The 21,681-nt window shown below is 67.5% G+C and carries 22 protein-coding genes and 1 riboswitch; of the genes, 12 read left to right on the top strand and 10 right to left on the bottom strand.

Annotation, left to right across the window (positions count from 1 at the left end; genetic code table 11):
- Positions 1-87: riboswitch (glycine riboswitch) on the top strand.
- Positions 88-246: 159 nt separating this feature from the next.
- From gcvT to gcvP, 3 genes are all read left to right on the top strand, one after another.
- Positions 247-1,365, top strand: a complete 1,119-nt coding sequence (gene gcvT, locus M4578_RS13390; RefSeq protein ID WP_258093779.1) for a glycine cleavage system aminomethyltransferase GcvT — start codon at positions 247-249, stop codon at positions 1,363-1,365.
- An 18-nt stretch (positions 1,366-1,383) separates the two neighbouring features.
- The gene (gcvH, locus tag M4578_RS13385; protein ID WP_258093778.1) at positions 1,384-1,743 is read left to right on the top strand and encodes a glycine cleavage system protein GcvH; all 360 of its coding nucleotides are present in this window, start codon (positions 1,384-1,386) and stop codon (positions 1,741-1,743) included.
- Between the two features lie 159 nt (positions 1,744-1,902).
- Positions 1,903-4,752, top strand: a complete 2,850-nt coding sequence (gcvP, locus tag M4578_RS13380; protein ID WP_258093777.1) for an aminomethyl-transferring glycine dehydrogenase — start codon at positions 1,903-1,905, stop codon at positions 4,750-4,752.
- A 97-nt stretch (positions 4,753-4,849) separates the two neighbouring features.
- On the opposite strand, the gene M4578_RS13375 is transcribed toward gcvP, so the two are convergent.
- The 4 genes from M4578_RS13375 to M4578_RS13360 form a co-directional block, all read right to left on the bottom strand.
- Entirely contained in the window at positions 4,850-5,044 is a 195-nt protein-coding gene (locus M4578_RS13375; protein WP_258093776.1) for a hypothetical protein, read from the bottom strand.
- Positions 5,037-5,948 carry an inositol monophosphatase family protein gene (locus tag M4578_RS13370; protein WP_258093775.1) on the bottom strand — a complete coding sequence of 304 codons (912 nt, stop codon included), beginning with the start codon at positions 5,946-5,948 and terminating at the stop codon, positions 5,037-5,039. Before M4578_RS13370 ends, M4578_RS13375 begins: the two co-directional genes overlap by 8 nt.
- A 71-nt stretch (positions 5,949-6,019) precedes the next feature.
- Positions 6,020-8,545 (bottom strand): ABC transporter permease, encoded by a 2,526-nt coding sequence (locus M4578_RS13365; protein ID WP_258093774.1) that lies wholly within the window; start codon positions 8,543-8,545, stop codon positions 6,020-6,022.
- On the bottom strand, positions 8,542-9,237 hold the full coding sequence (locus M4578_RS13360; RefSeq protein ID WP_258093773.1) for an ABC transporter ATP-binding protein: 696 nt from the start codon (positions 9,235-9,237) through the stop codon (positions 8,542-8,544). The genes M4578_RS13365 and M4578_RS13360 overlap by 4 nt, the downstream gene beginning before the upstream one ends.
- A gap of 18 nt (positions 9,238-9,255) precedes the next feature.
- Between M4578_RS13360 and M4578_RS13355 the strand changes: the two genes are divergently transcribed.
- Positions 9,256-9,954 (top strand): arylesterase, encoded by a 699-nt coding sequence (locus M4578_RS13355; protein WP_258093772.1) that lies wholly within the window; start codon positions 9,256-9,258, stop codon positions 9,952-9,954.
- Here the strand turns inward: M4578_RS13355 and M4578_RS13350 are convergent.
- On the bottom strand, positions 9,951-10,145 hold the full coding sequence (locus M4578_RS13350; RefSeq protein WP_258093771.1) for a hypothetical protein: 195 nt from the start codon (positions 10,143-10,145) through the stop codon (positions 9,951-9,953). The genes M4578_RS13355 and M4578_RS13350 overlap by 4 nt on opposite strands.
- Positions 10,146-10,335: 190 nt before the next feature.
- Positions 10,336-10,896, bottom strand: coding sequence for a L,D-transpeptidase (locus tag M4578_RS13345; protein ID WP_258093792.1), 561 nt, complete (start codon positions 10,894-10,896; stop codon positions 10,336-10,338).
- Positions 10,897-11,040: 144 nt separating this feature from the next.
- On the opposite strand from M4578_RS13345, the gene trxC reads away from it, so the two are divergent.
- Positions 11,041-11,466, top strand: coding sequence for a thioredoxin TrxC (gene trxC / locus M4578_RS13340; protein ID WP_258093770.1), 426 nt, complete (start codon positions 11,041-11,043; stop codon positions 11,464-11,466).
- Between the two features lie 16 nt (positions 11,467-11,482).
- Here trxC and M4578_RS13335 read toward each other — a convergent pair whose 3' ends face one another.
- The 3 genes from M4578_RS13335 to M4578_RS13325 are packed head-to-tail and all read right to left on the bottom strand — an operon-like array spanning position 11,483 to position 13,013.
- Positions 11,483-12,109, bottom strand: coding sequence for a MotE family protein (locus M4578_RS13335; protein ID WP_258093769.1), 627 nt, complete (start codon positions 12,107-12,109; stop codon positions 11,483-11,485).
- Positions 12,106-12,468 (bottom strand): hypothetical protein, encoded by a 363-nt coding sequence (locus M4578_RS13330; protein WP_258093768.1) that lies wholly within the window; start codon positions 12,466-12,468, stop codon positions 12,106-12,108. Before M4578_RS13330 ends, M4578_RS13335 begins: the two co-directional genes overlap by 4 nt.
- A gap of 11 nt (positions 12,469-12,479) precedes the next feature.
- Positions 12,480-13,013, bottom strand: a complete 534-nt coding sequence (locus M4578_RS13325; RefSeq protein ID WP_258093767.1) for a flagellar basal body-associated FliL family protein — start codon at positions 13,011-13,013, stop codon at positions 12,480-12,482.
- 116 nt (positions 13,014-13,129) lie between these two features.
- Between M4578_RS13325 and fliF the strand changes: the two genes are divergently transcribed.
- The 4 genes from fliF to fliP are packed head-to-tail and all read left to right on the top strand — an operon-like array spanning position 13,130 to position 16,366.
- Positions 13,130-14,752 (top strand): flagellar basal-body MS-ring/collar protein FliF, encoded by a 1,623-nt coding sequence (fliF, locus tag M4578_RS13320; RefSeq protein WP_258093766.1) that lies wholly within the window; start codon positions 13,130-13,132, stop codon positions 14,750-14,752.
- On the top strand, positions 14,749-15,354 hold the full coding sequence (locus M4578_RS13315; protein ID WP_258093765.1) for a FliH/SctL family protein: 606 nt from the start codon (positions 14,749-14,751) through the stop codon (positions 15,352-15,354). The genes fliF and M4578_RS13315 overlap by 4 nt, the downstream gene beginning before the upstream one ends.
- The gene (locus M4578_RS13310; RefSeq protein ID WP_258093764.1) at positions 15,347-15,634 is read left to right on the top strand and encodes a FliM/FliN family flagellar motor switch protein; all 288 of its coding nucleotides are present in this window, start codon (positions 15,347-15,349) and stop codon (positions 15,632-15,634) included. Before M4578_RS13315 ends, M4578_RS13310 begins: the two co-directional genes overlap by 8 nt.
- Positions 15,635-15,643: 9 nt before the next feature.
- Entirely contained in the window at positions 15,644-16,366 is a 723-nt protein-coding gene (fliP, locus tag M4578_RS13305) for a flagellar type III secretion system pore protein FliP (protein ID WP_420854812.1), read from the top strand.
- A 39-nt stretch (positions 16,367-16,405) separates the two neighbouring features.
- On the opposite strand, the gene trhO is transcribed toward fliP, so the two are convergent.
- The gene (gene trhO / locus M4578_RS13300) at positions 16,406-17,332 is read right to left on the bottom strand and encodes an oxygen-dependent tRNA uridine(34) hydroxylase TrhO (RefSeq protein WP_258093762.1); all 927 of its coding nucleotides are present in this window, start codon (positions 17,330-17,332) and stop codon (positions 16,406-16,408) included.
- 87 nt (positions 17,333-17,419) lie between these two features.
- Between trhO and pncA the strand changes: the two genes are divergently transcribed.
- The 3 genes from pncA to pncB all read left to right on the top strand — a co-directional run bounded on the left by pncA (position 17,420) and on the right by pncB (position 21,651).
- Entirely contained in the window at positions 17,420-18,013 is a 594-nt protein-coding gene (gene pncA, locus M4578_RS13295) for a bifunctional nicotinamidase/pyrazinamidase (protein ID WP_258093761.1), read from the top strand.
- 69 nt (positions 18,014-18,082) lie between these two features.
- A complete protein-coding gene (locus M4578_RS13290) occupies positions 18,083-20,425 on the top strand; it encodes a hybrid sensor histidine kinase/response regulator (RefSeq protein WP_258093760.1) in 2,343 nt (780 codons plus the stop codon).
- On the top strand, positions 20,362-21,651 hold the full coding sequence (gene pncB, locus M4578_RS13285) for a nicotinate phosphoribosyltransferase (protein ID WP_258093759.1): 1,290 nt from the start codon (positions 20,362-20,364) through the stop codon (positions 21,649-21,651). The genes M4578_RS13290 and pncB overlap by 64 nt, the downstream gene beginning before the upstream one ends.
- Positions 21,652-21,681 lie beyond the last annotated feature (30 nt).

The following is a 21,681-nucleotide window of genomic DNA, read 5'->3' as shown; positions in this document are numbered from 1 at the left end:
TCATCCGCTGAGGGAGAACCGGTCTTGCCGGTGCCGAAGGAGCAACCGCCCCGGAAACTCTCAGGCCAAAGGGACCTTGACGGATCACAGACTCTGGAGAGTGGCGCGGTTACCGCGCCCGCCGAAGGGATAACGATCTCAGGCTGACGGACAGAGGGGGCATTTCGGGCGCGGGCTTGATCCGCGCGGGGAATGTCCGGGACTGGGCCACGCGCCGCATCCGGGCCAAAAGGATGTGAGACGCGCATGGACGAGCTGAAACGCACGCCGCTACACGATCTGCACCTGTCGCTCGGAGCGAAGATGGTGCCGTTTGCCGGTTACGAGATGCCGGTGCAATACACGCTTGGGGTCATGAAGGAACATCTGCACACGCGCGCGCGGGCGGGGTTTTTCGACGTGAGCCATATGGGCCAGGTGATCCTGCGCGGCGAGGGTGCCGCGCTGGCGCTGGAGGCGCTGGTGCCGGTTTCGGTGGCCGGGCTGGAAGAGGGGCGGCAACGCTATGGGCTCTTCACCAACGAGGATGGCGGGATCGAGGACGATCTGATGATCGCCAACCGTGGCGATCACCTGTTTCTGGTGGTCAACGCCGCCTGCAAGGAGGCGGATGTGGCGCGGCTGCGCGCCGGGCTGGAGCCTGAAGGGATCACGGTCGAGTATATCGAGGACCGGGCGCTTTTTGCGCTTCAGGGCCCCGAGGCCGAGGCGGCGCTGGCGGCGCTGAACCCGGCGGTGGCAGACATGCTCTTCATGGATGTGGCGACCGTGGCGCTGGCGGGCGCGGAATGCTGGGTGTCGCGCTCGGGCTATACCGGCGAGGACGGGTTCGAGATCTCGGTGCCCGAAAGCGCCGCTGTGGCGCTGGCCGAGGCGCTGCTGGCGCAGGAGGCGGTGGAGCCCATCGGGCTCGGCGCCCGCGACTCGCTGCGGCTGGAGGCCGGGCTTTGCCTTTACGGCCATGACATCGACACCACGACGACGCCGGCGGCGGCGGGGCTGCTCTGGGCGATCCAGAAGGTGCGCCGCGCCGATGGCGACCGCGCGGGCGGTTTCCCTGGCGCGGAAAAAATTCTCGCCGAAATCGCGACCGGCGCCGCCGAGCTGCGGGTCGGGTTGAAACCCGAGGGCCGGGCGCCGATGCGCGAGGGCGTACCGCTGTTCGAGGCCGAAGAGGGCGGCGAGTCCGTGGGCCGGATCACCTCGGGCGGGTTCGGGCCGAGCGTCGGCGGGCCGGTGGCGATGGGCTATGTGCCCAAGGCGGGCGCCACGCCGGGCACGCGCTATTACGGCGAGGTCCGGGGCAAGCGGCTGCCGGTCGCGGTGGTGCCGCTGCCGTTCGTGAAACAGACATACAAGCGCTGACAGGGAAGGGACTAGCGAATGAAATTCACCGAAGAACATGAATGGCTGCGCGTCGAGGACGATCTGGTCGTGGTGGGCATCACCGCCCATGCCGCCGAACAGCTTGGCGATGTGGTCTTTGTGGAACTGCCCGAGGCGGGCGCCACGGTCAGCAAGGATGACGAGGTGGTGGTGATCGAGTCGGTCAAGGCGGCATCGGACATCCTTGCCCCGCTCGACGGCGAGATCGTCGAGGTGAACGAGGCGATCACCGAGGACCCGGGCAAGGTGAACGAGGATCCCGAGGGCGATGCCTGGTTCTTCAAGATGAAGATCGAGGATCTGTCGGCGCTCGACGAGCTGATGGACGAGGCCGCCTACAAGGACTTCGTCGGGTAACACCGACCGCGGCGTGGTGGGCAGAATTGCCCACCCTACGCCAAGGCCCCAGTCCCGGCGCCGGATGGAGCGGGGACCGCGGCGTTTGAGTATTTGTGGAAAGATGAAAGGGCGGGGGAGAGTCTCCGCCTCGAAGCTGCACATTCTGGACGGATAGAGATGCCTTTCACGCCGACCGACTACCTTCCCTACGATTTCGCCAACCGGCGCCATATCGGCCCGTCGCCCGCCGAGATGGCGGAGATGTTCGACACGCTTGGCGTGGCGGATCTGGACAGGCTGATCGACGAAACCGTGCCCCATGGCATTCGCCAGGCCGCGCCGCTCGATTTCGGTGCGCCGCTCTCGGAGCGCGAGATGCTCTGGCATCTTCAGGACGTGGCCGAGAAGAACAAGGTTCTGACCTCGCTCATCGGGCAGGGCTATCACGGCACCATCACGCCGCCGGCGATCCAGTGGAACATCTTCGAGAACCCGGCCTGGTACACCGCCTATACGCCCTATCAGCCCGAGATCAGCCAGGGCCGGCTCGAGGCGCTGCTGAACTACCAGACCATGGTCAGCGACCTGACCGGGCTGGAGATCGCCAATGCCTCGCTGCTCGACGAGGCCACCGCCTGCGCCGAGGCGATGACCATGGCCAAGCGCGTGGCCAAGTCGAAGGCCACGGCGTTTTTCGTGGATGAGAATTGCCACCCGCAAAACATCGCGGTGATGAAGACCCGCGCCGCGCCGCTGGGGATCGAGGTGATCGTCGGCGCGCCCGAGGCACTGGAGGCCGACAAGGTCTTTGGCGCGCTCTTCCAGTATCCCGGCACCTTCGGCGTACTCCGGGATCTTTCCGCCGAGATCGAGGCGCTGCACGCGGCCAAGGCCATCGGCATCGTCGCGGCGGACATCATGGCGCTGTGCCTGGTGAAGGAGCCGGGCGCGATGGGGGCGGATATCGCCGTGGGCTCGACCCAGCGCTTCGGCGTGCCGCTGGGCTTTGGCGGGCCGCACGCGGCCTATATGGCCACGAAAGACGCCTACAAGCGGGCGATGCCGGGCCGGATCGTCGGCGTGTCGGTGGATGCGCTGGGCAACCGCGCCTACCGGCTGGCGCTGCAAACCCGCGAGCAGCATATCCGCCGCGAGAAGGCGACCTCGAACGTCTGCACCGCGCAGGCGTTGCTGGCGGTGATGGCCGGCTTTTATGCGGTGTTCCACGGGCCCGAGGGGCTCAAGGCCATCGCGCAGCGCATCCATCTCAAGACGGTGCGGCTGGCCAAGGGGCTGGAGGAGGCCGGGTTCAAGGTGGAGCCGGCGGCGTTCTTCGACACGATTGTCGTCGAGGTGGGACTTTTGCAGCGCGGGGTGTTGCAGGCGGCGGTCAAGGAAGGGGTCAATCTGCGTCGGGTCGGAAAGTCCAAGGTGGGGATCACCCTGGACGAGACCACCCGCTCCGCGACCATCGAGGCGGTCTGGCGCGCCTTCGGTCTTGTACGGGAGGACGACGATCTTGTGGTCGAGTACCGGCTGCCCGAAGCGCTGCTGCGCGAGAGCGCCTATCTCACCCATGAGGTGTTCCAGATGAACCGCGCCGAGACCGAGATGATGCGCTATATGCGCCGTCTCGCCGATCGCGACCTGGCGCTCGACCGGGCGATGATTCCGCTGGGGTCCTGCACGATGAAGCTGAACGCCGCCGCCGAGATGATGCCGGTGAGCTGGAAGGAATTCGCGGGGCTGCACCCCTATGCCCCCGCCGATCAGGCGCGCGGCTATGCCGAGATGATCGCCGATCTGTCGCGCAAGCTCTGCGCGATCACCGGTTACGATGCCTTTTCCATGCAGCCCAATTCCGGCGCACAGGGCGAATATGCGGGCCTGCTGACCATCGCCTCTTGGCAGAGGGCGCGGGGGCAGGGGCAGCGCGATGTCTGTCTGATTCCGGTGAACGCCCATGGCACCAACCCGGCTTCGGCGCAGATGGTGGGCTTCAAGGTGGTGCCGGTGGCCTGCGACGAGAAGGGCTCCATCGACCTGGAGGATTTCCGCGCCAAGGCGGAAAAACATGCCGACACGCTGGCCGCCTGCATGATCACCTATCCCTCGACCCATGGGGTGTTCGAGGAGACCGTGAAAGAGGTTTGCGAGATCACCCATGCCCATGGCGGGCAGGTCTATATCGACGGCGCCAACATGAACGCCATGGTGGGCCTGTCGCGGCCCGGCGATCTGGGCGGCGATGTGAGCCACCTGAACCTGCACAAGACCTTCTGCATTCCGCATGGCGGCGGCGGGCCCGGCATGGGCCCCATCGGCGTCAAAGCGCATCTGGTGCCGCATCTACCCTCGCATCCGCTGGAAGACGGGCTGGCCGGGCCGGTCTCGGCGGCGGCTTTCGGCTCGCCCTCGCTGCTGCCGATCTCCTGGGGCTATATCCTGATGATGGGCGGCGAGGGGCTGACCCAGGCGACGCGGGTGGCGATCCTGAACGCCAATTACATCGCGGCGCGGCTCTCGGGCGCGTATGAGATCCTCTATACCGGTCCAAAGGGCCGGGTGGCGCATGAATGTATCGTCGATGTGCGCCCATTCGAGAAATCCGCCGGTGTGACGGTGGAGGACATCGCCAAGCGGCTGGTCGATTGCGGCTTCCACGCGCCCACGATGAGCTGGCCGGTGGCGGGCACGCTGATGGTGGAGCCGACGGAATCGGAAACGAAGGCAGAGCTGGACCGGTTCTGCGACGCAATGCTGGCGATCCGAGAGGAGATCCGGGCCATCGAGGAGGGCCGGATGGATGTCGAGAACAACCCGCTGAAACACGCGCCTCACACGATGGAGGATCTGGTCCGCGATTGGGATCGTCCCTATTCGCGCGAGCAGGGCTGTTTCCCGCCGGGCGCCTTCCGGGTCGATAAATACTGGCCGCCGGTCAACCGGGTGGACAACGCCTATGGCGACCGTCACCTGGTCTGCACCTGCCCGCCGATGTCGGATTACGCCGAGGCGGCGGAATAAGAGCCGCCCCGCCCCGGATCAGGTCCGGGCTCATCTGGCTCGGACACATCCGCACTGGTAGGGTGGGCAATTCTGCCCACCGCTGGTCCGAGACCGCCTATGCCCTGCGGCCGGGATGCAGATCCGCTTCGCTGAAGGCCACGCCCTGTGCTGCCAGCCAGTCGGCAAAAGCCGCCGTCTTGCGTTCCAGGGAACAGGTGCCGGTCAGGCAGGCGGGATCGGCGGCATAGGCCTCGCGCAGAGCTAGCTGCCGCTCGGGCGGCAGGGCCGCCCAGGGCGTGAGCTCAGGCATCGGCGGTTTCTTCCTCGGCCGGCTCTTCGGCGGCTTCGGGCGCGTCGGTCAGGAACGACAGCGCGTCGCGAAGGCGTTCCCAGGTCGCTTTGTCCGAGGCGCAGAGCAGATAGCCTTCGCGTTTGGTCGCGTTGTACTCGGACCCGTCGAGCATCGCGGCATAGCCGCCCGCGCATTGGCAGAGCAGCGCGCCGGCGGCGTGATCCCACGGGGTGAGCCGGACCGAGAGGACAAAATCCACATGGCCCTGCGCCAGCATCCGCATCTCATGGGCGGAGCAGCGCAGCGTCAGCACGCGCTCGAACCGGGGCATCAGGGCGGCCATGGCCGATTGCTTGTCCTCGGGCAGCATATAGAGCGGAAGATAGCCCTGAAGCTCTTCGACCTGGCCGCCGGCGGAGACCGACAGCGGGCGCCGGACGCGGCGCTTGGGGACGATCATTTCCGCCGGGCCATTGGTTTCGCCGATGACGAAATCGTCCATCACCGGATCGTAGAGCAGGCCGAAGACCGGATTGCCGAAGCGCAGCGCCGAGAGGATCACGCCGAATGTGGCGAGCCCGTGGGCGTAATTCCAGGTGCCGTCCACCGGGTCGATGGTGAAGGCCAGCTCGGCCTCGGCGATCTTGTCCAGCACCTCGGGGTTTTCCGAGACATTCTCCTCGCCCACGATCAGCGCGTTGGGGAAGAGCCCCACCAACCCGCGCGCGATCATCGCCTCGGCGGCGCGGTCGGCCTCGGTCACCAGATCCTGACGGCTGGTTTTTTGCGAGATGTCGCTGGCGTCAAGGCTGCGAAAGCGCGGCATGATCTCGGTGCGCGCGGCGCGGCGCACCAGGTTCATGATGGAGGTGCGCTGCGCCTGGGTCAGCGTCGAGATCGGCATGGGCAGGGAATCGGTCATCGGTCGGAAGGTCCGTGGCAGCCTAGGGGTTACCCATGAAGTGCCAGCCACGGCCCCGGTATTCAAGGTGACTATTCGCGCGCCCGCAGCACCCGCGCGGGCCGCGCCGACAGCGGTCGCCAGGCAAAGCCGAGGCCGGCCAGAAGCGTCGCCAGAACGCCGCCCGCGATGATTCCCAGCGCCGAGGACCAGATGACGCCGAATTCCGTCTCCATCAGGAAGGTGCTGACCGCCCAGCCGCCGAGGATTCCTGCCCCCAGCGCCACCACCCCGGCGCCCGCGCCCAGAAGCGCCGAGCGCAGGGCGAAGCTCTGCAATATGCGGGCGCGGCTGGCGCCCAGCGTCTTCAGCACCGCCGCCTCATAGGTACGCGCGCCCTCGCCTGCCGCCGCCGCGCCGATCAGCACCAGAAAGCCGGTGAGCAGCGTCGCCGCCGCGCCCCAGCGGATGGCGCCCGCGATGCCTTCGAGCAGCACGCTCACCCGGTCGATGGCGTCGCGCACCCGAATGGCGGTGATATTGGGATAGGCGCTGGCGAGATCGCGCAGGATCTGCGCTTCGGCTTCCGGCTCGGCATAGACGGTCGAGATGAAGGTATGCGGCGCGCCGCGCAGCGCGGCGGGGTTCAGCGTCATGACAAAGCCGATCCCGGCGGTGGAGAAATCCACATCGCGGAAACTGGTGATCGTCGCGGTGATGTCGCGGCCCAGCACGTTGAAGGTGATCTCGTCGCCGAGCTTGAGGCCGATCTCCTCGGCCTCTTCGCGGGCAAAGCTGATCTGCGGCGGGCCGTCGTAATCCTCAGGCCACCATTCGCCTTCGGTGACGATGGTGCGGCTGTCGGGTCTCGCCGCATAGGTGATGCCGCGGTCGCCGCGCACCACCCAGTGATCGCCCGCGACGTCCTGCGCGTTCTGCCCGTTGATCTGCGTGATCACCCCGCGCAGCATCGGTGCGGTATCTACACGGCTCACGGCGGGGTCGCCTTCCAGCCGGGCGAGATAGCCGTCGATCTGGTCGGGCTGGATGTCGACAAAGAAATAGGAGGGCGCGACCTCGGGCAGATCGCGGCTGATCGCGGCGCGCAGGTTGCCGTCGATCTGGCCGATGGCGGCCAGTACCGACAGCCCCAGCCCCAGCGACAGCACCACCGAGGCCGCGGTCTCGCGCGGCCCGCCGATGGCGCCCAAAGCCCAGCGCCAGACCGGGCGGCCGCGTGCGGCGGGTGTCGCGCGTTTTGCCAGGGCGCGGATGCCGGTGGCCGCCACCGCGAGGATGACCAGCGCGCCAAGGATGCCGCCCGCCGTCCACAGCGTGATGCGCGGATCGCCGGAGAACAGCGCGGCCACCGCCACAAGCAGCGCCAGCAGCAGCAGCGTGGCGATGACATAACGCGCGGCGGGCAGCGCACGGGCGCTGTCCAGCGCGTCACGGAAGAGTGCGGCGGCGCGCACCTCTTCGGTGCGGGCAAGCGGCCAGAGCGTGAAGAGTAGCGCCGTCAGCACGCCATAGACCGCCGCTTCGGCAAGCGGCGCGGGATAGAGGGTGAAGATCACCGGGATCGGCAGCGCCGAGGCGATCAGCGGGGCGAACAGAAGCGGGATCGCCGCGCCGAGGATCAGGCCAAGCGCGATGCCCAGCAGGCTGAGCGCGCCGATCTGGAGGAAATAGGTCAGAAAGATCACTGCACGGCTGGCGCCCAGCGTGCGCAGCGTGGCGATGACGCCGGTCTTGCGCGCCAGATAGGCCCGCACCGCCGCCGACACGCCGATACCGCCCACGGCCAGCCCCGACAGCCCCACCAGCACCAGGAAACTGCCCAGCCGGTCGACAAAGCGCGCAACTCCGGGCGCGCCGTTGCGCGCATCGCGCCAGCGGACGCCGGTGCCCGCGAACCGCGCCTCCGCGCTGTCGCGCAGCGCGTTCATGTCGGTGCCCTCGGGCACCAGGATCCGGTATTCGGTTTCAAAAAGCGAGCCCGGCGCCAGCAGGCCGGAGCCCTGGAGATCGGCGGTGCGCACCAGCGTGCGCGGCCCCAGGCCGAACCCGTCGCCGGCATCGTCCGGCTCGGTCACGATCACCGCGCTGAGAGTGAAGGGCTGGGTGCCCAGCCGGAACGTATCGCCCGGCGACAGCCCGAGCCGGTCGGCCAGCACCGGGGCCATCACCGCGCCGGGCTGCGCACCGCCCGCAAGCGCCTCATCCAGCGGCATCGGCGGGTCGAGTTGCATCGTGCCCAGCAGCGGATAGGCGGAATCGACCGATTTCACCTGGGTGAGCCCGCGCTCGGCCCCGGACTCCCGGTCGACCACCGCCATCGAGCGGAAATCGGTCACCTCGGACAGCGCGACCGAGACCTCGGCCAGCCAGGCACGCTCCTCCTCCGAGGCAAAGCGGTAGGTGAATTTGGCCTGTGCGTCGCCGCCCAGCAGAATGGCGCCCTGATCGGCCAGCCCGGCCTGAATCGCCGAGCGGACAGAGCCGACCCCTGCAATCGCCGCAACCCCGAGCGCAAGACAGGCCAGAAAGATGCGAAAGCCGCGCAGCCCGCCGCGCAGCTCGCGCCGGGCAAAGCGGGCAGCGATGCGCAGGCTCATTCGGCGGCCCTCGCCTTTGCGGCATCGTCGACGCGCCCGTCGGTCAACCGCACCACCCGGTCGCAGCGCTGCGCCAGCGCATTGGAATGGGTGACCAGCACCAGTGTCGCGCCGTGCCGGTCGCGCAGGCCAAAGAGCAGGTCCATGATCGCCGCGCCGTTGGCACCGTCGAGGTTGCCGGTGGGTTCGTCGGCGAGCAGGATGTCGGGCCGCGGCGCCGAGGCGCGGGCCAGCGCCACGCGCTGCTGTTCGCCGCCTGACATCTGCGCGGGATAGTGATCGGCGCGCTGGGCGAGCCCGACCGCCTCGAGCTCGGCCTGGGCGCGGTCGAAGGCGTCCTTGTGGCCGGCCAGCTCCAGCGGAGTCGCGACATTTTCCAGCGCGGTCATGGTGGGGATCAGGTTGAAGCTCTGGAACACCACGCCCATATGATCGCGGCGGAACCGGGCGAGCTGGTCTTCGTCCATCGCGGTCAGATCGTGGCCCAGAACATCGACCCGGCCGCTGGTGGCGTTCTCGAGACCGCCCATGACCATGAGAAGAGAGGATTTCCCGCTGCCCGACGGACCGATGAGCCCCAGCGTCTCGCCCCTGGTCACATCCAGCGAAATGCCGTGCAGGATTTCCACCAGTCCGGCATTGCCGCGCAGGCTCAGCGTGACATCTTTGAGGGCGATAACGGGATCGGGCATGAAGGAGCGTCCGGAAAAATGATGCACTCGCTTACATATGGGGCCCGCGCGTGGCTCAACAAGGCGCTGGTCGGGCTGATGCTGCTTTGCGGCGTGCTCGCCGGGCCCGCGCGCGCCGGACAGGTGCATCTTCTGGCGCTGGGCGACAGTCTGACCCAGGGCTACGGGCTGATCGAGCAGGAGGGCTTTGTGCCACAGCTCCGGGCTTGGCTGGCGGAGCGGGGTCATGACGTGCGGTTGGTGAATGGCGGCGTGTCGGGCGACACCACGGCGGGCGGTCTGTCGCGCGTGGACTGGTCGCTGACCCCCGAGATCCAGGGGATGATCGTGACGCTGGGCGGCAATGATCTGCTGCGCGGGCTGCCTCCCGAGATGTCGCGCGCCAATATCGAAGGGATTCTCCAGGCCGCCGCCGAGAAGGATGTCGAGGTGCTGCTGGTGGGGATGAAGGCGCCGGGCAATTACGGGCCCGAGTACAAGGTGGCGTTCGATGCGCTGTATCCGGAGCTGGCCGAGCGCTATGGCGCGCTGTATTTCCCCAGCTTCTTCGAAGGCATCCTGCCCGATGACGCGCCGCCCGAGACGGCGGCGGGGCTGATGCAGCCGGATGGAATTCACCCTTCGGGTGAAGGGGTGACGCGGATCGTCGCGGCGCTGGGGCCGTCCGTCGAGGCGCTGATCGCGCGGATTTCGGAGAAAGAGGCGGGCCGGCCCTAGCGCGCGGGGGCCGGTTCGGGTGTCGCGTCGCTGCGCAGGGCGCAGGCGACGAGGGGCAGCAGGCCGAAGCCCAAGGCGCTGCCGAAATAGAGCGTGACGGCGGAGGTCAGCGAGACGTCGAAGACAAGCCAGGCGGCAATGGCGCCGAAAAAGCCCAGGACGCTGCCCATCAGAAGTGCCATCATCGCCATAAGATCCTCCGTTCGCGTCCGTGCTACGCTGCAAAGCCTACGGAAGAATTAATTCCCCCGGATTCCGGCGCGATTATGGCGGGCCTGCGGCGTGAAAAGAGCAATTATCCGGGATTTTCAGGGAATACGGCGCCAGACACGAAGGCGGCGCCCGTTTCGGAGCGCCGCTGCATCTTGAACCGGACCGGGCTTAGAGCACGGTGACGGGCGTTCCGAGCGGAACCCGGTTGTACAGGTCGATCACATGTTCGTTGAGCATGCGGATACAGCCGTTCGACACCGACCGTCCGATCGACTGCGGGGCCGTGGTGCCATGGATGCGGAAGAACGTGTCGCGGCCGTTCTGGAACAGGTAGAGCGCGCGCGCGCCAAGCGGATTGCCGGGGCCGCCGGGCTGGACATAGTCGTTGCCCTTGAACTTGCCATAGGCGCCGGGATCGCGCTCGATCATCTCCTGGGTGGGGCGCCAGGTCGGCCATTCCTTTTTCACCTGGATGATGGCATCGCCGGTGAATTCCAGCCCCGCCTTGCCGACGCCCACACCGTAGCGGATCGCCTGACCGGGGCCGGAGACGTAGTAAAGGAAATGCGCGCGAGGCAGGATGAGGATCTGACCGGGGGTGAGATCGTTCTTGATCCGCACCGCTTGCGGCCGGAATTTCGGATCGACTTCGAATGCAGAGGCCGGGGCGGCGGCGGCGAGAACGGTGCCTGCCGCGGCGCTGGCGACAAATTTACGACGGGTGATCATGGGCATAACTCGAATTTCTGGGTGACAGCTCTCTCATTGTCCTCATGGAAAACGCGAAATCAATGCACAGTTTCCCCAGGGGATTGTCACGATGGCGTGCAAGACACATATATCATAACTGGAATGTGGAGAAAGGGGCCTGCGATGGTCAAAATGGTCTGTTTTGAATGCGGTCAGACGAATCGCGTTCCCGCGGAACGGCTGGATGCGGGGCCGAAATGCGGCACCTGCGGCGCGGCTCTGGTCGAGGGCAAGGCGCGCGAACTGGATGCCGAGACGCTCGCCAAGGCGATTCGCACCGACGAAATGCCGCTTGTGGTGGATTTCTGGGCGCCCTGGTGCGGGCCCTGCCGGATGATGGCGCCGGAGTTTTCCAAGGCCGCCGGATCGCTGAAGGGCAAGGCGCGGCTGGTCAAGGTGAACACCGAAATGCACCCGCAGGCGGCGGCCTCCTTCGGGATTCGCGGCATCCCCACGCTGATCGCCTTTGCCAAGGGGCGCGAGGCGGGCCGGCAATCGGGTGCGCTGCCCGCGGCCCAGATCGAGGCTTTTGCCGCCCGCGCCTCCTGACCGCCCGGCCGGGGCGCTATTCCTTCGGGGCCCCGGCATTCCGGCCTGCCAGCAGGACGCTGATCGTATAGGCTTTTTGCGGTGTGAGACCCGCCATGATCGCAGCCGCCGCATCGGGCCGCATGCGCCCGAGGAAGCCGGCGGCGAACTCCGGATCCATCTCCTCGAACAGTGCCGAGGCCTGCTTCGGCTTCATCGTGGCATAGACCTGGGTGAGCTGCGAGACGTCGTCCTCGGCGGCGTTCTGCGCCATGGCCAGGGTCGCGCGGAGCTTTTGCTCGGCCTCTTCCATGGCGGTCATCTTGCGCTCGATCTCCGCTTCGGCGACCGAGAGCGCCTGCATGCGCGTCTGGATATCGGCCTCGCGCTTGGCGACCCGCGCCTCGCGCTGCCGCAGCGCCTCGAGAATCGGCGCAATGTCTTCCTCCGCCGCGCAGCCGGGCAGATCCGATGTCTGGGTCTGGCCGGTGTCATGCGCGGCTGCGGGGGCGGGATCGCCGCCTTCGAGTGCCAGAGCGGCACCCGCCTGCACGCCGACCCGGGCCACGGCGGAGGCGATGAGCAGCCCGCCGATCACCGCCAGAACGCCCTTGCCGGGACGGGATTTCCGGGCTTTGCCGAATTTCCGGAGCAGAGGAATCATCGTGAGCCTCCCGCGCCGGGGCGCCGGAAGAACATCGGCTCGGCGCTTTCCTGAGGCGCGGGCGGGTCGGGGTCGCCGGGCAGATCGTGCATCGAGGCCAGCATCAGCTCCAGCCGCCGGGCGACATCCTCGGCCCGGGTGGTCAACCCCTCGAGCGAGACCGAGGAATCGCTGGCGGCGCTTTGCGCGGCGCTCAGCGTGCGGGTCAGGTCGTCGACCTGCGCCGAGAGCACCGCGACCGCGCCGCCGACGCCTTTTTCGAGATCGGTGAAGGTCGACAGCCGCCGGGACAGCACGAAACAGTAGAAACCGGCGCCCAGGGCGCCGGCGGCAAGCAGGATGTCGGCAATCATGTCCATTCCAATCCCCTTCAGGTCAGCACGAATTCCAGAACCAGCAGGTCGCGCACGCGGCCGTCTCCGGCGACAAGCTGGACGCGGCGCAGCATCTGCGAACGCAGCTTGATCAGCGCGCCCGGCGCCTCGATATCCGCGGGGGCGAGCGCGCGCAGATAAGTGTTCAGCACATCCATCACCCGCGGCTGCAGCGCCGACACCTCGGCAGCATGCTGTGGCGCGACCTCGAGACTCGCGCGGAACCGCAGGTGGTGGAGATCCGCGGTCGAGCCCATCGAGATGATGAGCTGCGGCAGTTCGACGAAGGCGACGTCGGCCATCGCGCCGGCATCGCCATGCGCGTCGGGGGCACCATGCGTGTCGGGCGCCGCGTGCCCCTCTGCCGCTGGTGCGCCGCCGCCCAGGGGGATCAGCCCCGACCAGGTCGCGTAGAACCCGCCGCCGCCGCCGGCGAGCGCCAGAACGAGGCCGATGATCAGCGGCAGTCTGGACGGTTTTTTCGCTGGCGCGTCGTCTTCGGCCGGGGTGTCGGCAGTGGCATCGCTCATGGCTGACCTCGTTTTCAACCTGGGACCGTTATAGCCGCGCAGGAACTAACCGATTGTTAAGGCTGATGGTCCAATGATGCGGTCACCGAGCAGAACGGTCGGAACGGAGGTTGGCCTTGCAGCAGATCGCGACAATCTGGGATGGCTTGGGCGCGCGGCGTCGGGTGATTGTCATTGGCGCCGCCCTGGCGGTGGTGCTGGCTGTGCTGGCGATGGCGCGCATGGCCGCGTCGCCCGCCATGGCGCTGCTTTACGCGGGGCTGGAAAACGGCGCCGCGGGCGAGGTGGTCGAGGCGCTGGAAAGCCGCGGCGTGCCTTACGAAGTGCGCGGCGGCGCGATCTTCGTCCCCGAGCCGCAGCGCGACACGCTGCGGCTGACGCTGGCGAGCGAGGGGCTGCCGGCGAACTCCAACCAAGGGTACGAGCTGCTCGACGGGCTGTCCGGATTCGGCACGACCTCGCAGATGTTCGATGCCGCCTACTGGCGTGCGAAGGAGGGCGAGCTGGCCCGCACCATCGTGGCCAGCCCCTATATCGCGGCGGCGCGCGTGCATATCGCCAATTCCTCGGCGAATCCCTTCCAGCGCGACGTCACGCCCTCGGCCTCGATCTCGGTCACCACCACCGGCGAGGTGCTGTCGGCGCCGCAGGCGCGGGCGCTGAAATATCTGGTTGCCTCGGCGGTGCCCGGGCTGATGCCCGAGGATGTGGCGGTGATCGACAGCAAGGGCGGGCTGATCGGGGCCGAGGACGAGGCGGGCACCGGCCCCACCGCCGAGGACAAGGCGGCGCAGATGCGCGATCGGGTGCAGCGGCTGGTCGAGGCGCGGGTTGGGCTCGGAAATGCGGTGGTCGAGGTCAGCGTCGATACGGTCACCGAAAGCGAAACGATCCGCCAGCGCCAGTTCGATCCCGAGGGCCGCGTGGCGATTTCCACCGATACCGAGGAGCAGAGCAGCACCTCTCAGGATACCGGCGGCGGCGATGTGACCGTGGCCTCGAATCTGCCCGACGGTCAGGCCGGGGGCGGCGACAGCTCGTCGAGCCAGAACAGCGAGACGCGGGAACGGGTCAATTACGAAGTGTCCGAGACGACGCGCGAAATCACCCGCATGCCCGGCGCGGTGAAGCGGCTGACCGTGGCGGTTCTGGTCAATGGCAGCTATCAGGCCGCCGCGGACGGCACGCAGCAATTTGTGCCGCTGCCCGAGGCCGAACTGAGCGCGCTGCGCGATCTGGTCGCCTCGGCCGTGGGCTTCGAGCAGGAGCGTGGCGACGAGATCACCATTCGCTCGCTGCCCTTCGAACGCCCCGAAGGCCTGGGCACCGGGCCCATCGAACCCGGCTGGTTCTCGATGCCGCTCGACCCGATGACGCTGATCCAGATGGGCGTGCTGGCTGTGGTGGCGCTGATTCTCGGCCTCTTCGTGGTGCGCCCGATCCTCACCGCCCCGGCGCGCGCGGCGCTGGCAGGCCCCGGCGGCGCGCTGGTTCTGGGCGCCCCGGGGGGCGAGGCCGTGCCGGCGCTCGATGGCGAGATCGCCTCGGAGGAGGACGATTTCGCGCCCTTGCCGACGCTGGGCAGCGGCGAGGGTTTCGGCGGCATGGGCATGGTCGATTTCGACGCCCCCGTCGAAGAGGATCCGGTGGAGCGGCTGCGCAACCTGATCGAAGAGCGCAAGAGCGAGACCGTCGAAATCCTGCGGAGCTGGCTGGATGAGAAGGAAGAGGCGCAATGACCCGGCTCGGCGCGTTTCTGGAGGATTTCGGCGCGGCCCCGGCGCGGCCCGAAGCGGGCCCGGTCCTGCATGACGACAACGCGCTCGAAACCGCCCGGCTGGAAGCGTTCGAGTCCGGCTACCGCGCCGGGTGGGACGACGCGATCAAGGCGCAGAACGACGATCACGCGCGGATCGCCAGCGATTTTGCGCAAAATTTGCAGGATCTGTCCTTCACCTATCACGAGGCGTATAGCCAGGTGCTCAACGGCATCGCGCCCCTGCTCGAAGACGTGGTGGGCACGCTGCTGCCCGCCCTGCTGCGCGAGACGCTGGGGCCGCATATCGCGGAGCAGCTTCGCGCCATGGCGCGCGAGATCGGCGCGCTTGACGTGGTGATCGCGGTGGCGCCGGGCAGTGCCGAGACGGTGCTGCCGCTGCTCGAGACGGATTTCGGATTTCCGCTGAAACTCGCCGAGGACGGGACCCTCGCCGAAGGGCAGGCCGACATCCGCTTTGGCGACATCGAAAAGCAGATCGACCTCAGCGGCCTTGTGCGGGACGTCGCCCAGGCGGTGCAGGGTTTTGTGCATGACAACCGGAGGAAAACCGCAAATGGATGACCAGCCCGCCGCCGCGCGGCCCGAAGCCGCGACCCCCTTCACCTCGGTTCCCATCGAGATCACCGTTTCGGTCGGCCGCGCCCGGCCGCTGGTGCGCGATCTGCTGAAGCTCGGCGAAGGATCGGTGCTGACGCTCGACAAGCGGCTCGAGGATCCGGTGGAGCTTTATGTCGGCGACCGGCTGATCGGGATCGGCGCGCTCGAAGTGCTCGAGGGGGCGGAGAACGGCCAGCTTGCGGTGCGCCTGACCGAAGTGGTCGATCTGCAAAGCCCCGCCTGACCCATGCGCATGCTGTTATCCGTCCTCCTGTTGCCGGCGGTGCTGCTGGCCGGCCCGGCGGGGGCGCAGGAGATCACGCTCGATCTGGGCGGGAGCGGGTCGGTCACCGCGGCGAGCCTGCAGCTCATCGCCCTGATCACGCTGCTGAGCCTCGCGCCCGGCATCGCGATCATGGTGACCTGCTTTCCCTTCCTCGTCACCGTCCTGTCGATTCTGCGGCAGGCCGTGGGGCTGCAGCAATCGCCGCCCAATATGCTGATCGTCAGCCTGGCGCTGTTCCTGACCTATTTCGTGATGGAGCCCACCTTTACCGCCGCCTGGCAGAACGGGCTGCAACCGCTTGTCGACGAGCAGATCGGCGTCGCGGAGGCGCTGGACCGCACGCTGGAGCCGTTCCGGGGCTTCATGGCGGCGCGCACCGATCCCGAGACCTTTGCCAATATGGCCGATCTGCGCCCGGATGCGGCGGGCACGGCGCTGGCCCCCGAAGCGCCGCTTTCGGTGCTGATCCCCAGTTTCATGCTGTCCGAGATCGCGCGCGCCTTTCAGGTCGGCTTTCTGATCTTCCTGCCCTTCCTGATCATCGACCTGGTGGTCGCGGCGGTGCTGATGTCGATGGGCATGATGATGGTGCCGCCCGCCATCGTCTCGCTGCCGTTCAAGCTGGCCTTCTTCGTGATCGCCGACGGCTGGTCGCTGCTCGCCGGATCGCTGGTGCGCAGCTACTTCTGAGCGCCGGAGATCAGCGGCCCGGGGTCAGGCGTCCGGGCGTCAGAGACCGGACTCGTCCGGCACATCCGCATGCAGGTGCCGTTCGCCCCGCGCGCGGGCGAGCGCGATCTGCTTCTGCCGCTCGCGGAACCGCGCCTTGTCCTCGTCCGAGGTCTCGGCGATGCAGTGATGGCAGGACACCCCGTGCTCGTATTCCGGGCGGTCGCGGTCTTCGGGCAGGATCGGACGGCGGCAGGCATGGCAGAGCAGATGCGGCCCCTCGCGCAGCCCGTGCCCGACCGAGACTCGCCCGTCGAAGACAAAGCACGCGCCCTGCCAGGCGCTCTCTTCCGCCGGCACCTCCTCGAGATATTTCAGGATGCCGCCCTTGAGGTGGTAGACCTCCTCGACCCCCTGACCCAGCAGCCAGTTGGTGGATTTCTCGCAGCGGATGCCGCCGGTGCAGAACATCGCGATGCGCTTGTTGTGAAAGCGCGCCTTGTTCGCGTCCCACCAGGCGGGGAAGTCGCGGAAACTGGCGGTCTGCGGATCGACGGCGCCCTCGAAGGTTCCGATGGCGACCTCGTAATCGTTGCGGGTGTCGATCACCGCCACATCCGGCGCGCGGATCAGATCGTTCCAGTCGGACGGGTCGATGTAATGGCCGACCCGGGCGAGCGGATCGACATCGGGTTGGCCCATGGTCACGATCTCGCGCTTCAGCCGCACCTTCATGCGGGCAAAGGGGCGCTCGGTGGCGGTGGAGAGCTTCCACTCGATCCCGGCGCATCCGGGCAGGGCGCGGATATGGGCCAGCACCGCGTCGATGCCCGCGCGCGGGCCGGCGATGGTGCCGTTGATCCCTTCCTGCGCCAGCAGCAGCGTGCCGGTGACGGCGTGCGCGCCGCAAAGCGCCAGCAGCGGCGCGCGCAGCGCGTCGGGGTCTTCGAACCGGGTGAAGTGGTAAAGGGCGCAGACGGTGAACATGGGCGCCGAGATACGCCTTGCATCCGCGCGGGGCAAGCGGGAGGATTGCCGCGCCGGCCCGGCGCCGCCAAAATCCAGGAGACCCTCATGCACGCGCTTATCGTCATCGACGTCCAGATCGACTTCTGCCCGGGCGGCGCGCTCGCAGTTGCGGGCGGGGACGAGATCGTGGCGCCGGTGAATGCCATGATGGCGTCCTATGACGCCGTCATTCTGACCCAGGACTGGCATCCGGCGGGGCATTCCTCCTTTGCCAGCGGGCATGCGGGAAAGGCGCCGTTCGCGATGATCGAGATGCCCTATGGCCCGCAGGTGCTGTGGCCCGATCACTGCGTTCAGGGCACGCCCGGCGCGGCCTTTCACCCGGCGCTCGACACCGACCGCGCCGATCTGATTGTCCGCAAGGGCTTTCGTCCGGAGATCGACAGCTATTCGGCCTTTTTCGAGAACGATCACACGACCTCGACCGGGCTGGACGGCTATCTGCGCAGCCGTGGCATCGACCGGCTGACCATGGTCGGGCTCGCCACCGATTTCTGCGTGAATTTCTCGGCCGTGGATGCCGCGAAACTGGGCTTCGAGGTCACGGTTCTGGAAAGCGCCTGCCGGGCCATCGATCTCGACGGGTCGCTGGCGGCGGCGCGCGCGGGCATGGCGGCGGCAGGGGTGACGCTCGCCTGACGGCGGTTGCCGATTTTTTAACCAGCGCGGGGCTAGAAGATCCGGACCAAGGACCGGAAGCCCCCCGAGATGCCGCAGAGCCGGATCGCGAAGAATCAGTCGCTCGCCCAGTTCGAGGCGGTCAACAGCCCGGAAGGGCTGCTGCGCCGCTACGCGCGCGGGCGCGTCCGGCATTTCGCGCCCCGGCAGATCGCCACGGTGGTCGGCTCGCTGGCATTGGCGCTGCTGGTCTCGCCGCTGATCGGCCTTCTGACGCTGGCGCTCGTGTTTCTGGGCGAGGCGGTGGATTGCGTGGTGCTGCGCCGGGTGCCGGGCGCGCTGGCGCGCGGGGTTCCGGTGGCGCGGCTGATCGTGTTCAGTGCGGTCTCTGCGGGGTTTCAGGCGGTGACCATCTCGGCCACGGTGGTGATTGCCCAGTTCACCGCCGAGGGTGGCGAGGCCTCGCTCTTCAGCTTCTCCTTTCTCGCCGCGGCGGTGCTGAACGCGGGCGTGGTGCGCCGCTATCACCCTTTGGCGACCCGCGTCCGGATCGCGGTCTACACCGGCGCCGCGATCATCGGCTTCGCCGCCGAGGTGCTGGTGCAGGAAACCGGGGCGGGGCTGATCTACAATTTCTTCGGGCTGTCGATGATCGGCTTCATTTCCTATGTCTTCCTGCGCTTTGTCGACGGGGCCGAGCGGCGGCGCACCGAGGACAGCCGCAGCCTGCTGGAAGGCCAGGCCGCGCTGTCCCGCGCCAACCGCGATCTGCAGGCCTCGCAGGACGAGGTGCGCCAGCTTGCGCTGGTGGCCCGGCACGCGAACGATGCGATCATGCTGACGGATTCGGACCTGCGGATTCTCTGGGTGAACGAGGGGTTCACCCGTCAGAAGGGCTATCGCTCCGCCGAGGCGGTGGGTCGCACGCCGACCGAGCTGCTATCGGGGCCGGAGAGCGACATGGCCGATCTGACCGAGATCGCGCGCCGGGTGACCTCGGGGGAATCGCTGCGCCGGGAGATCCTGAACTACACGCGGGCGGGCGAGACGATCTGGGTCGAGGCGGCCTTTGCGCCGGTGTTCAGCCCCGGCGGCGGTGTCGAGAAGGTGATCGTGGTCGACCGCAATATCACCGAGGCCCGCGCGCGCGCGGCAGAGCTGGCCGATGCCAAGGAACGCGCCGAGGCCGGCGCCCGGGCCAAGGCCGCCTTTCTGGCCACGATGAGCCACGAGATCCGCACGCCGATGAACGGAATCATCGGCATGGCGGATCTGCTGGCCGAGGGCGCGCTGGACCGGGACCAGAAGCTCTACACCGCGACGATCCGGAAATCCGCCGAGGCGCTGCTGAAGATCATCAACGACATTCTCGATTATTCGAAGCTCGAGGCGGAGAAGCTGACGATCGTGGCCGAACCGTTTTCGCTTGCGGCCTGTCTCCGCGACGCGGCGGATATTCTGCGACCGCAGGCACGCGAGAAGGGTCTGTTCCTCGACATCTGCCACGAAACGCCCTTGCCCGAGAGGGTCTGCGGCGACAGCGGGCGGCTGCGGCAGATCCTGATCAACCTGCTGGGCAATGCGGTGAAGTTCACCGAGGCCGGCGGCGTGACGCTGACGACCCGGGCGCTGCCCGACGCGGCGGGGGTCGATCTGGTGGTCACCGTGCAGGACACCGGCATCGGTGTGCCCGCCGCGCGTGCGGGGCAGATCTTTGAACAGTTCGAACAGGCCGATGCAGAGACCACGCGGCGCTACGGCGGCACCGGGCTGGGCCTTGCGATCTCGCGCCAGCTTGCGATGCGCATGGGCGGTGGGCTGCGGCTGGTGCCGGGGCAGCCGCCCGGTGCCTGTTTCGAGCTGACGGTGCGGCTTGGCCGCGAAACGGGCCGCTCTGCGCCGGCGCCCGCCGCGCCTCCGGCGCAGCGCGCGGTGCAGCCGATGCGCCTGCTGCTGGCCGAGGACAATGGCACGAACCGGCTGCTGGTGCGCCGCTTTCTCGAAGATCAGCCGATCGAGATCAGCGAGGTGCTGAACGGTCGCGACGCGGTCGAACAGGTCCGCGCCACCCAGCCCGACGTGGTGCTGATGGACATGTCCATGCCGGTGCTGGACGGGCTGGCCGCCACGCGTTTCGTGCGGTCGATGGCGGTGCGTCAGCCCTGGATCATCGCGCTGACCGCCAATGCCTTCGACAGCGACCGCGAGGCCTGTCTTGCCGCCGGGATGGACGATTTTCTGGGCAAGCCGCTGCGCAAGAGCGCATTGCTGTCGGCCCTGGCCCGGGCGCAGGCGCGGGAGAAACCGCTTGGCCCCCCGGCGCCGGATGGCTTATCAGAGGGACCGACCCCTGCGCCGGAGGCCTCGCTTTGGAAATCGCCACAAGAGTCTGGAACCACAAGTGGAAGATCGATCCGATCGTTCGGTCGCTGATCGACACCGATTTCTACAAGCTGTTGATGTGCCAGTCCGTGTTTCACAACCGTCCCGGCACGCAGGTGACCTTCAGTCTGATCAACCGGTCGAAACACGTGCCCCTGGCCAAGCTGATCGACGAGGGCGAGCTGCGCGAACAGCTCGACCATATCCGCTCGTTGTCGCTGACCCGTGGCGAAAGCACCTGGCTGCGGGGCAATACCTTCTATGGCAAGCGCCAGATGTTCCGGCCAGATTTCATGGAGTGGTTCGAGAACCTGCAACTGCCGCCCTATTTCCTCGAACGGGTGGGCGATCAGTATGAACTGACCTTCGAAGGATCCTGGCCCGAGGTCATGCTGTGGGAAATCCCGGCGCTGGCGGTGCTGATGGAACTGCGCGGCCGGGCCGTTCTGAACGAGATGAAGAAATTCGAGTTGCAGGTGCTTTATGCCCGGGCGGCCACCAAGCTCTGGGAAAAGATCGAGCGTCTGCGCGAGCAGCCGGGCGTGAAGATCGCCGATTTCGGCACGCGGCGGCGGCACAGTTTTCTGTGGCAGGACTGGTGCGTGCAGGCGATGGTCGAGGGGCTGGGAAGCAACTTTACCGGAACGTCGAACTGCCTGATCGCCAAGAACCGCGATCTCGAGGCCATCGGCACCAACGCGCATGAACTGCCCATGGTCTATGCGGCGCTGGCCGAGGATGACGAGGCGCTGGCGCGTGCGCCCTATGACGTGCTGGCCGACTGGCACAAGGAGCACGAGGGCAATCTGCGGATCATCCTGCCCGACACCTACGGCACCGAGGGGTTTCTGAAACGCGCGCCCGACTGGCTGGCCGGCTGGACGGGGATCCGCATCGACAGCGGCGATCCCGAGCGCGGCGCCGAGATCGCCATCGACTGGTGGAAGGAGCGGGGCGAGGATCCGACGCGCAAGCTGGTGATCTTTTCCGACGGGCTCGACGCGGACAAGATTCTGGATCTCTACCGGAAATTCTCGGGGCGGGTGCGGGTTTCCTTCGGCTGGGGCACGCTTCTGACCAATGATTTCCGCGGTCTGACGACGGACGACCGGCTGGCGCCGTTCAGCCTGGTCTGCAAGGCGGTCAGCGCCAATGGCCATCCCACGGTCAAGCTGTCGGACAATCCCAACAAGGCGATGGGACCGCAGACCGAGATCGCGCGCTACAAGCGGGTGTTCGGGGTCGGCGAACAGGAGCGCCGCGAGGTGGTCGTCTGAGTGCAGGCGGCTTGCTGGTTGCAACCCCGG

It is taken from the genome of Salipiger pentaromativorans, assembly GCF_024721115.1.
GTDB lineage: Bacteria > Pseudomonadota > Alphaproteobacteria > Rhodobacterales > Rhodobacteraceae > Salipiger > Salipiger pentaromativorans.
This window is presented reverse-complemented; position numbering and strand designations above follow the sequence as displayed.

Coding starts and splice junctions, on each gene's coding strand:
- gcvT (WP_258093779.1), top strand. CDS start 247: ATGGACGAGCTGAAACGCACGCCGCTACACGATCTGCACCTGTCGCTC.
- M4578_RS13345 (WP_258093792.1), bottom strand. CDS start 10,896: ATGATCACCCGTCGTAAATTTGTCGCCAGCGCCGCGGCAGGCACCGTT.
- M4578_RS13360 (WP_258093773.1), bottom strand. CDS start 9,237: ATGCCCGATCCCGTTATCGCCCTCAAAGATGTCACGCTGAGCCTGCGC.
- M4578_RS13310 (WP_258093764.1), top strand. CDS start 15,347: ATGGATGACCAGCCCGCCGCCGCGCGGCCCGAAGCCGCGACCCCCTTC.
- gcvH (WP_258093778.1), top strand. CDS start 1,384: ATGAAATTCACCGAAGAACATGAATGGCTGCGCGTCGAGGACGATCTG.
- fliP (WP_420854812.1), top strand. CDS start 15,644: ATGCTGTTATCCGTCCTCCTGTTGCCGGCGGTGCTGCTGGCCGGCCCG.
- M4578_RS13290 (WP_258093760.1), top strand. CDS start 18,083: ATGCCGCAGAGCCGGATCGCGAAGAATCAGTCGCTCGCCCAGTTCGAG.
- M4578_RS13355 (WP_258093772.1), top strand. CDS start 9,256: ATGATGCACTCGCTTACATATGGGGCCCGCGCGTGGCTCAACAAGGCG.
- trhO (WP_258093762.1), bottom strand. CDS start 17,332: ATGTTCACCGTCTGCGCCCTTTACCACTTCACCCGGTTCGAAGACCCC.
- M4578_RS13315 (WP_258093765.1), top strand. CDS start 14,749: ATGACCCGGCTCGGCGCGTTTCTGGAGGATTTCGGCGCGGCCCCGGCG.
- M4578_RS13350 (WP_258093771.1), bottom strand. CDS start 10,145: ATGGCGATGATGGCACTTCTGATGGGCAGCGTCCTGGGCTTTTTCGGC.
- pncA (WP_258093761.1), top strand. CDS start 17,420: ATGCACGCGCTTATCGTCATCGACGTCCAGATCGACTTCTGCCCGGGC.
- M4578_RS13325 (WP_258093767.1), bottom strand. CDS start 13,013: ATGAGCGATGCCACTGCCGACACCCCGGCCGAAGACGACGCGCCAGCG.
- gcvP (WP_258093777.1), top strand. CDS start 1,903: ATGCCTTTCACGCCGACCGACTACCTTCCCTACGATTTCGCCAACCGG.
- M4578_RS13375 (WP_258093776.1), bottom strand. CDS start 5,044: ATGCCTGAGCTCACGCCCTGGGCGGCCCTGCCGCCCGAGCGGCAGCTA.
- trxC (WP_258093770.1), top strand. CDS start 11,041: ATGGTCAAAATGGTCTGTTTTGAATGCGGTCAGACGAATCGCGTTCCC.
- M4578_RS13370 (WP_258093775.1), bottom strand. CDS start 5,948: ATGACCGATTCCCTGCCCATGCCGATCTCGACGCTGACCCAGGCGCAG.
- M4578_RS13330 (WP_258093768.1), bottom strand. CDS start 12,468: ATGGACATGATTGCCGACATCCTGCTTGCCGCCGGCGCCCTGGGCGCC.
- M4578_RS13365 (WP_258093774.1), bottom strand. CDS start 8,545: ATGAGCCTGCGCATCGCTGCCCGCTTTGCCCGGCGCGAGCTGCGCGGC.
- M4578_RS13335 (WP_258093769.1), bottom strand. CDS start 12,109: ATGATTCCTCTGCTCCGGAAATTCGGCAAAGCCCGGAAATCCCGTCCC.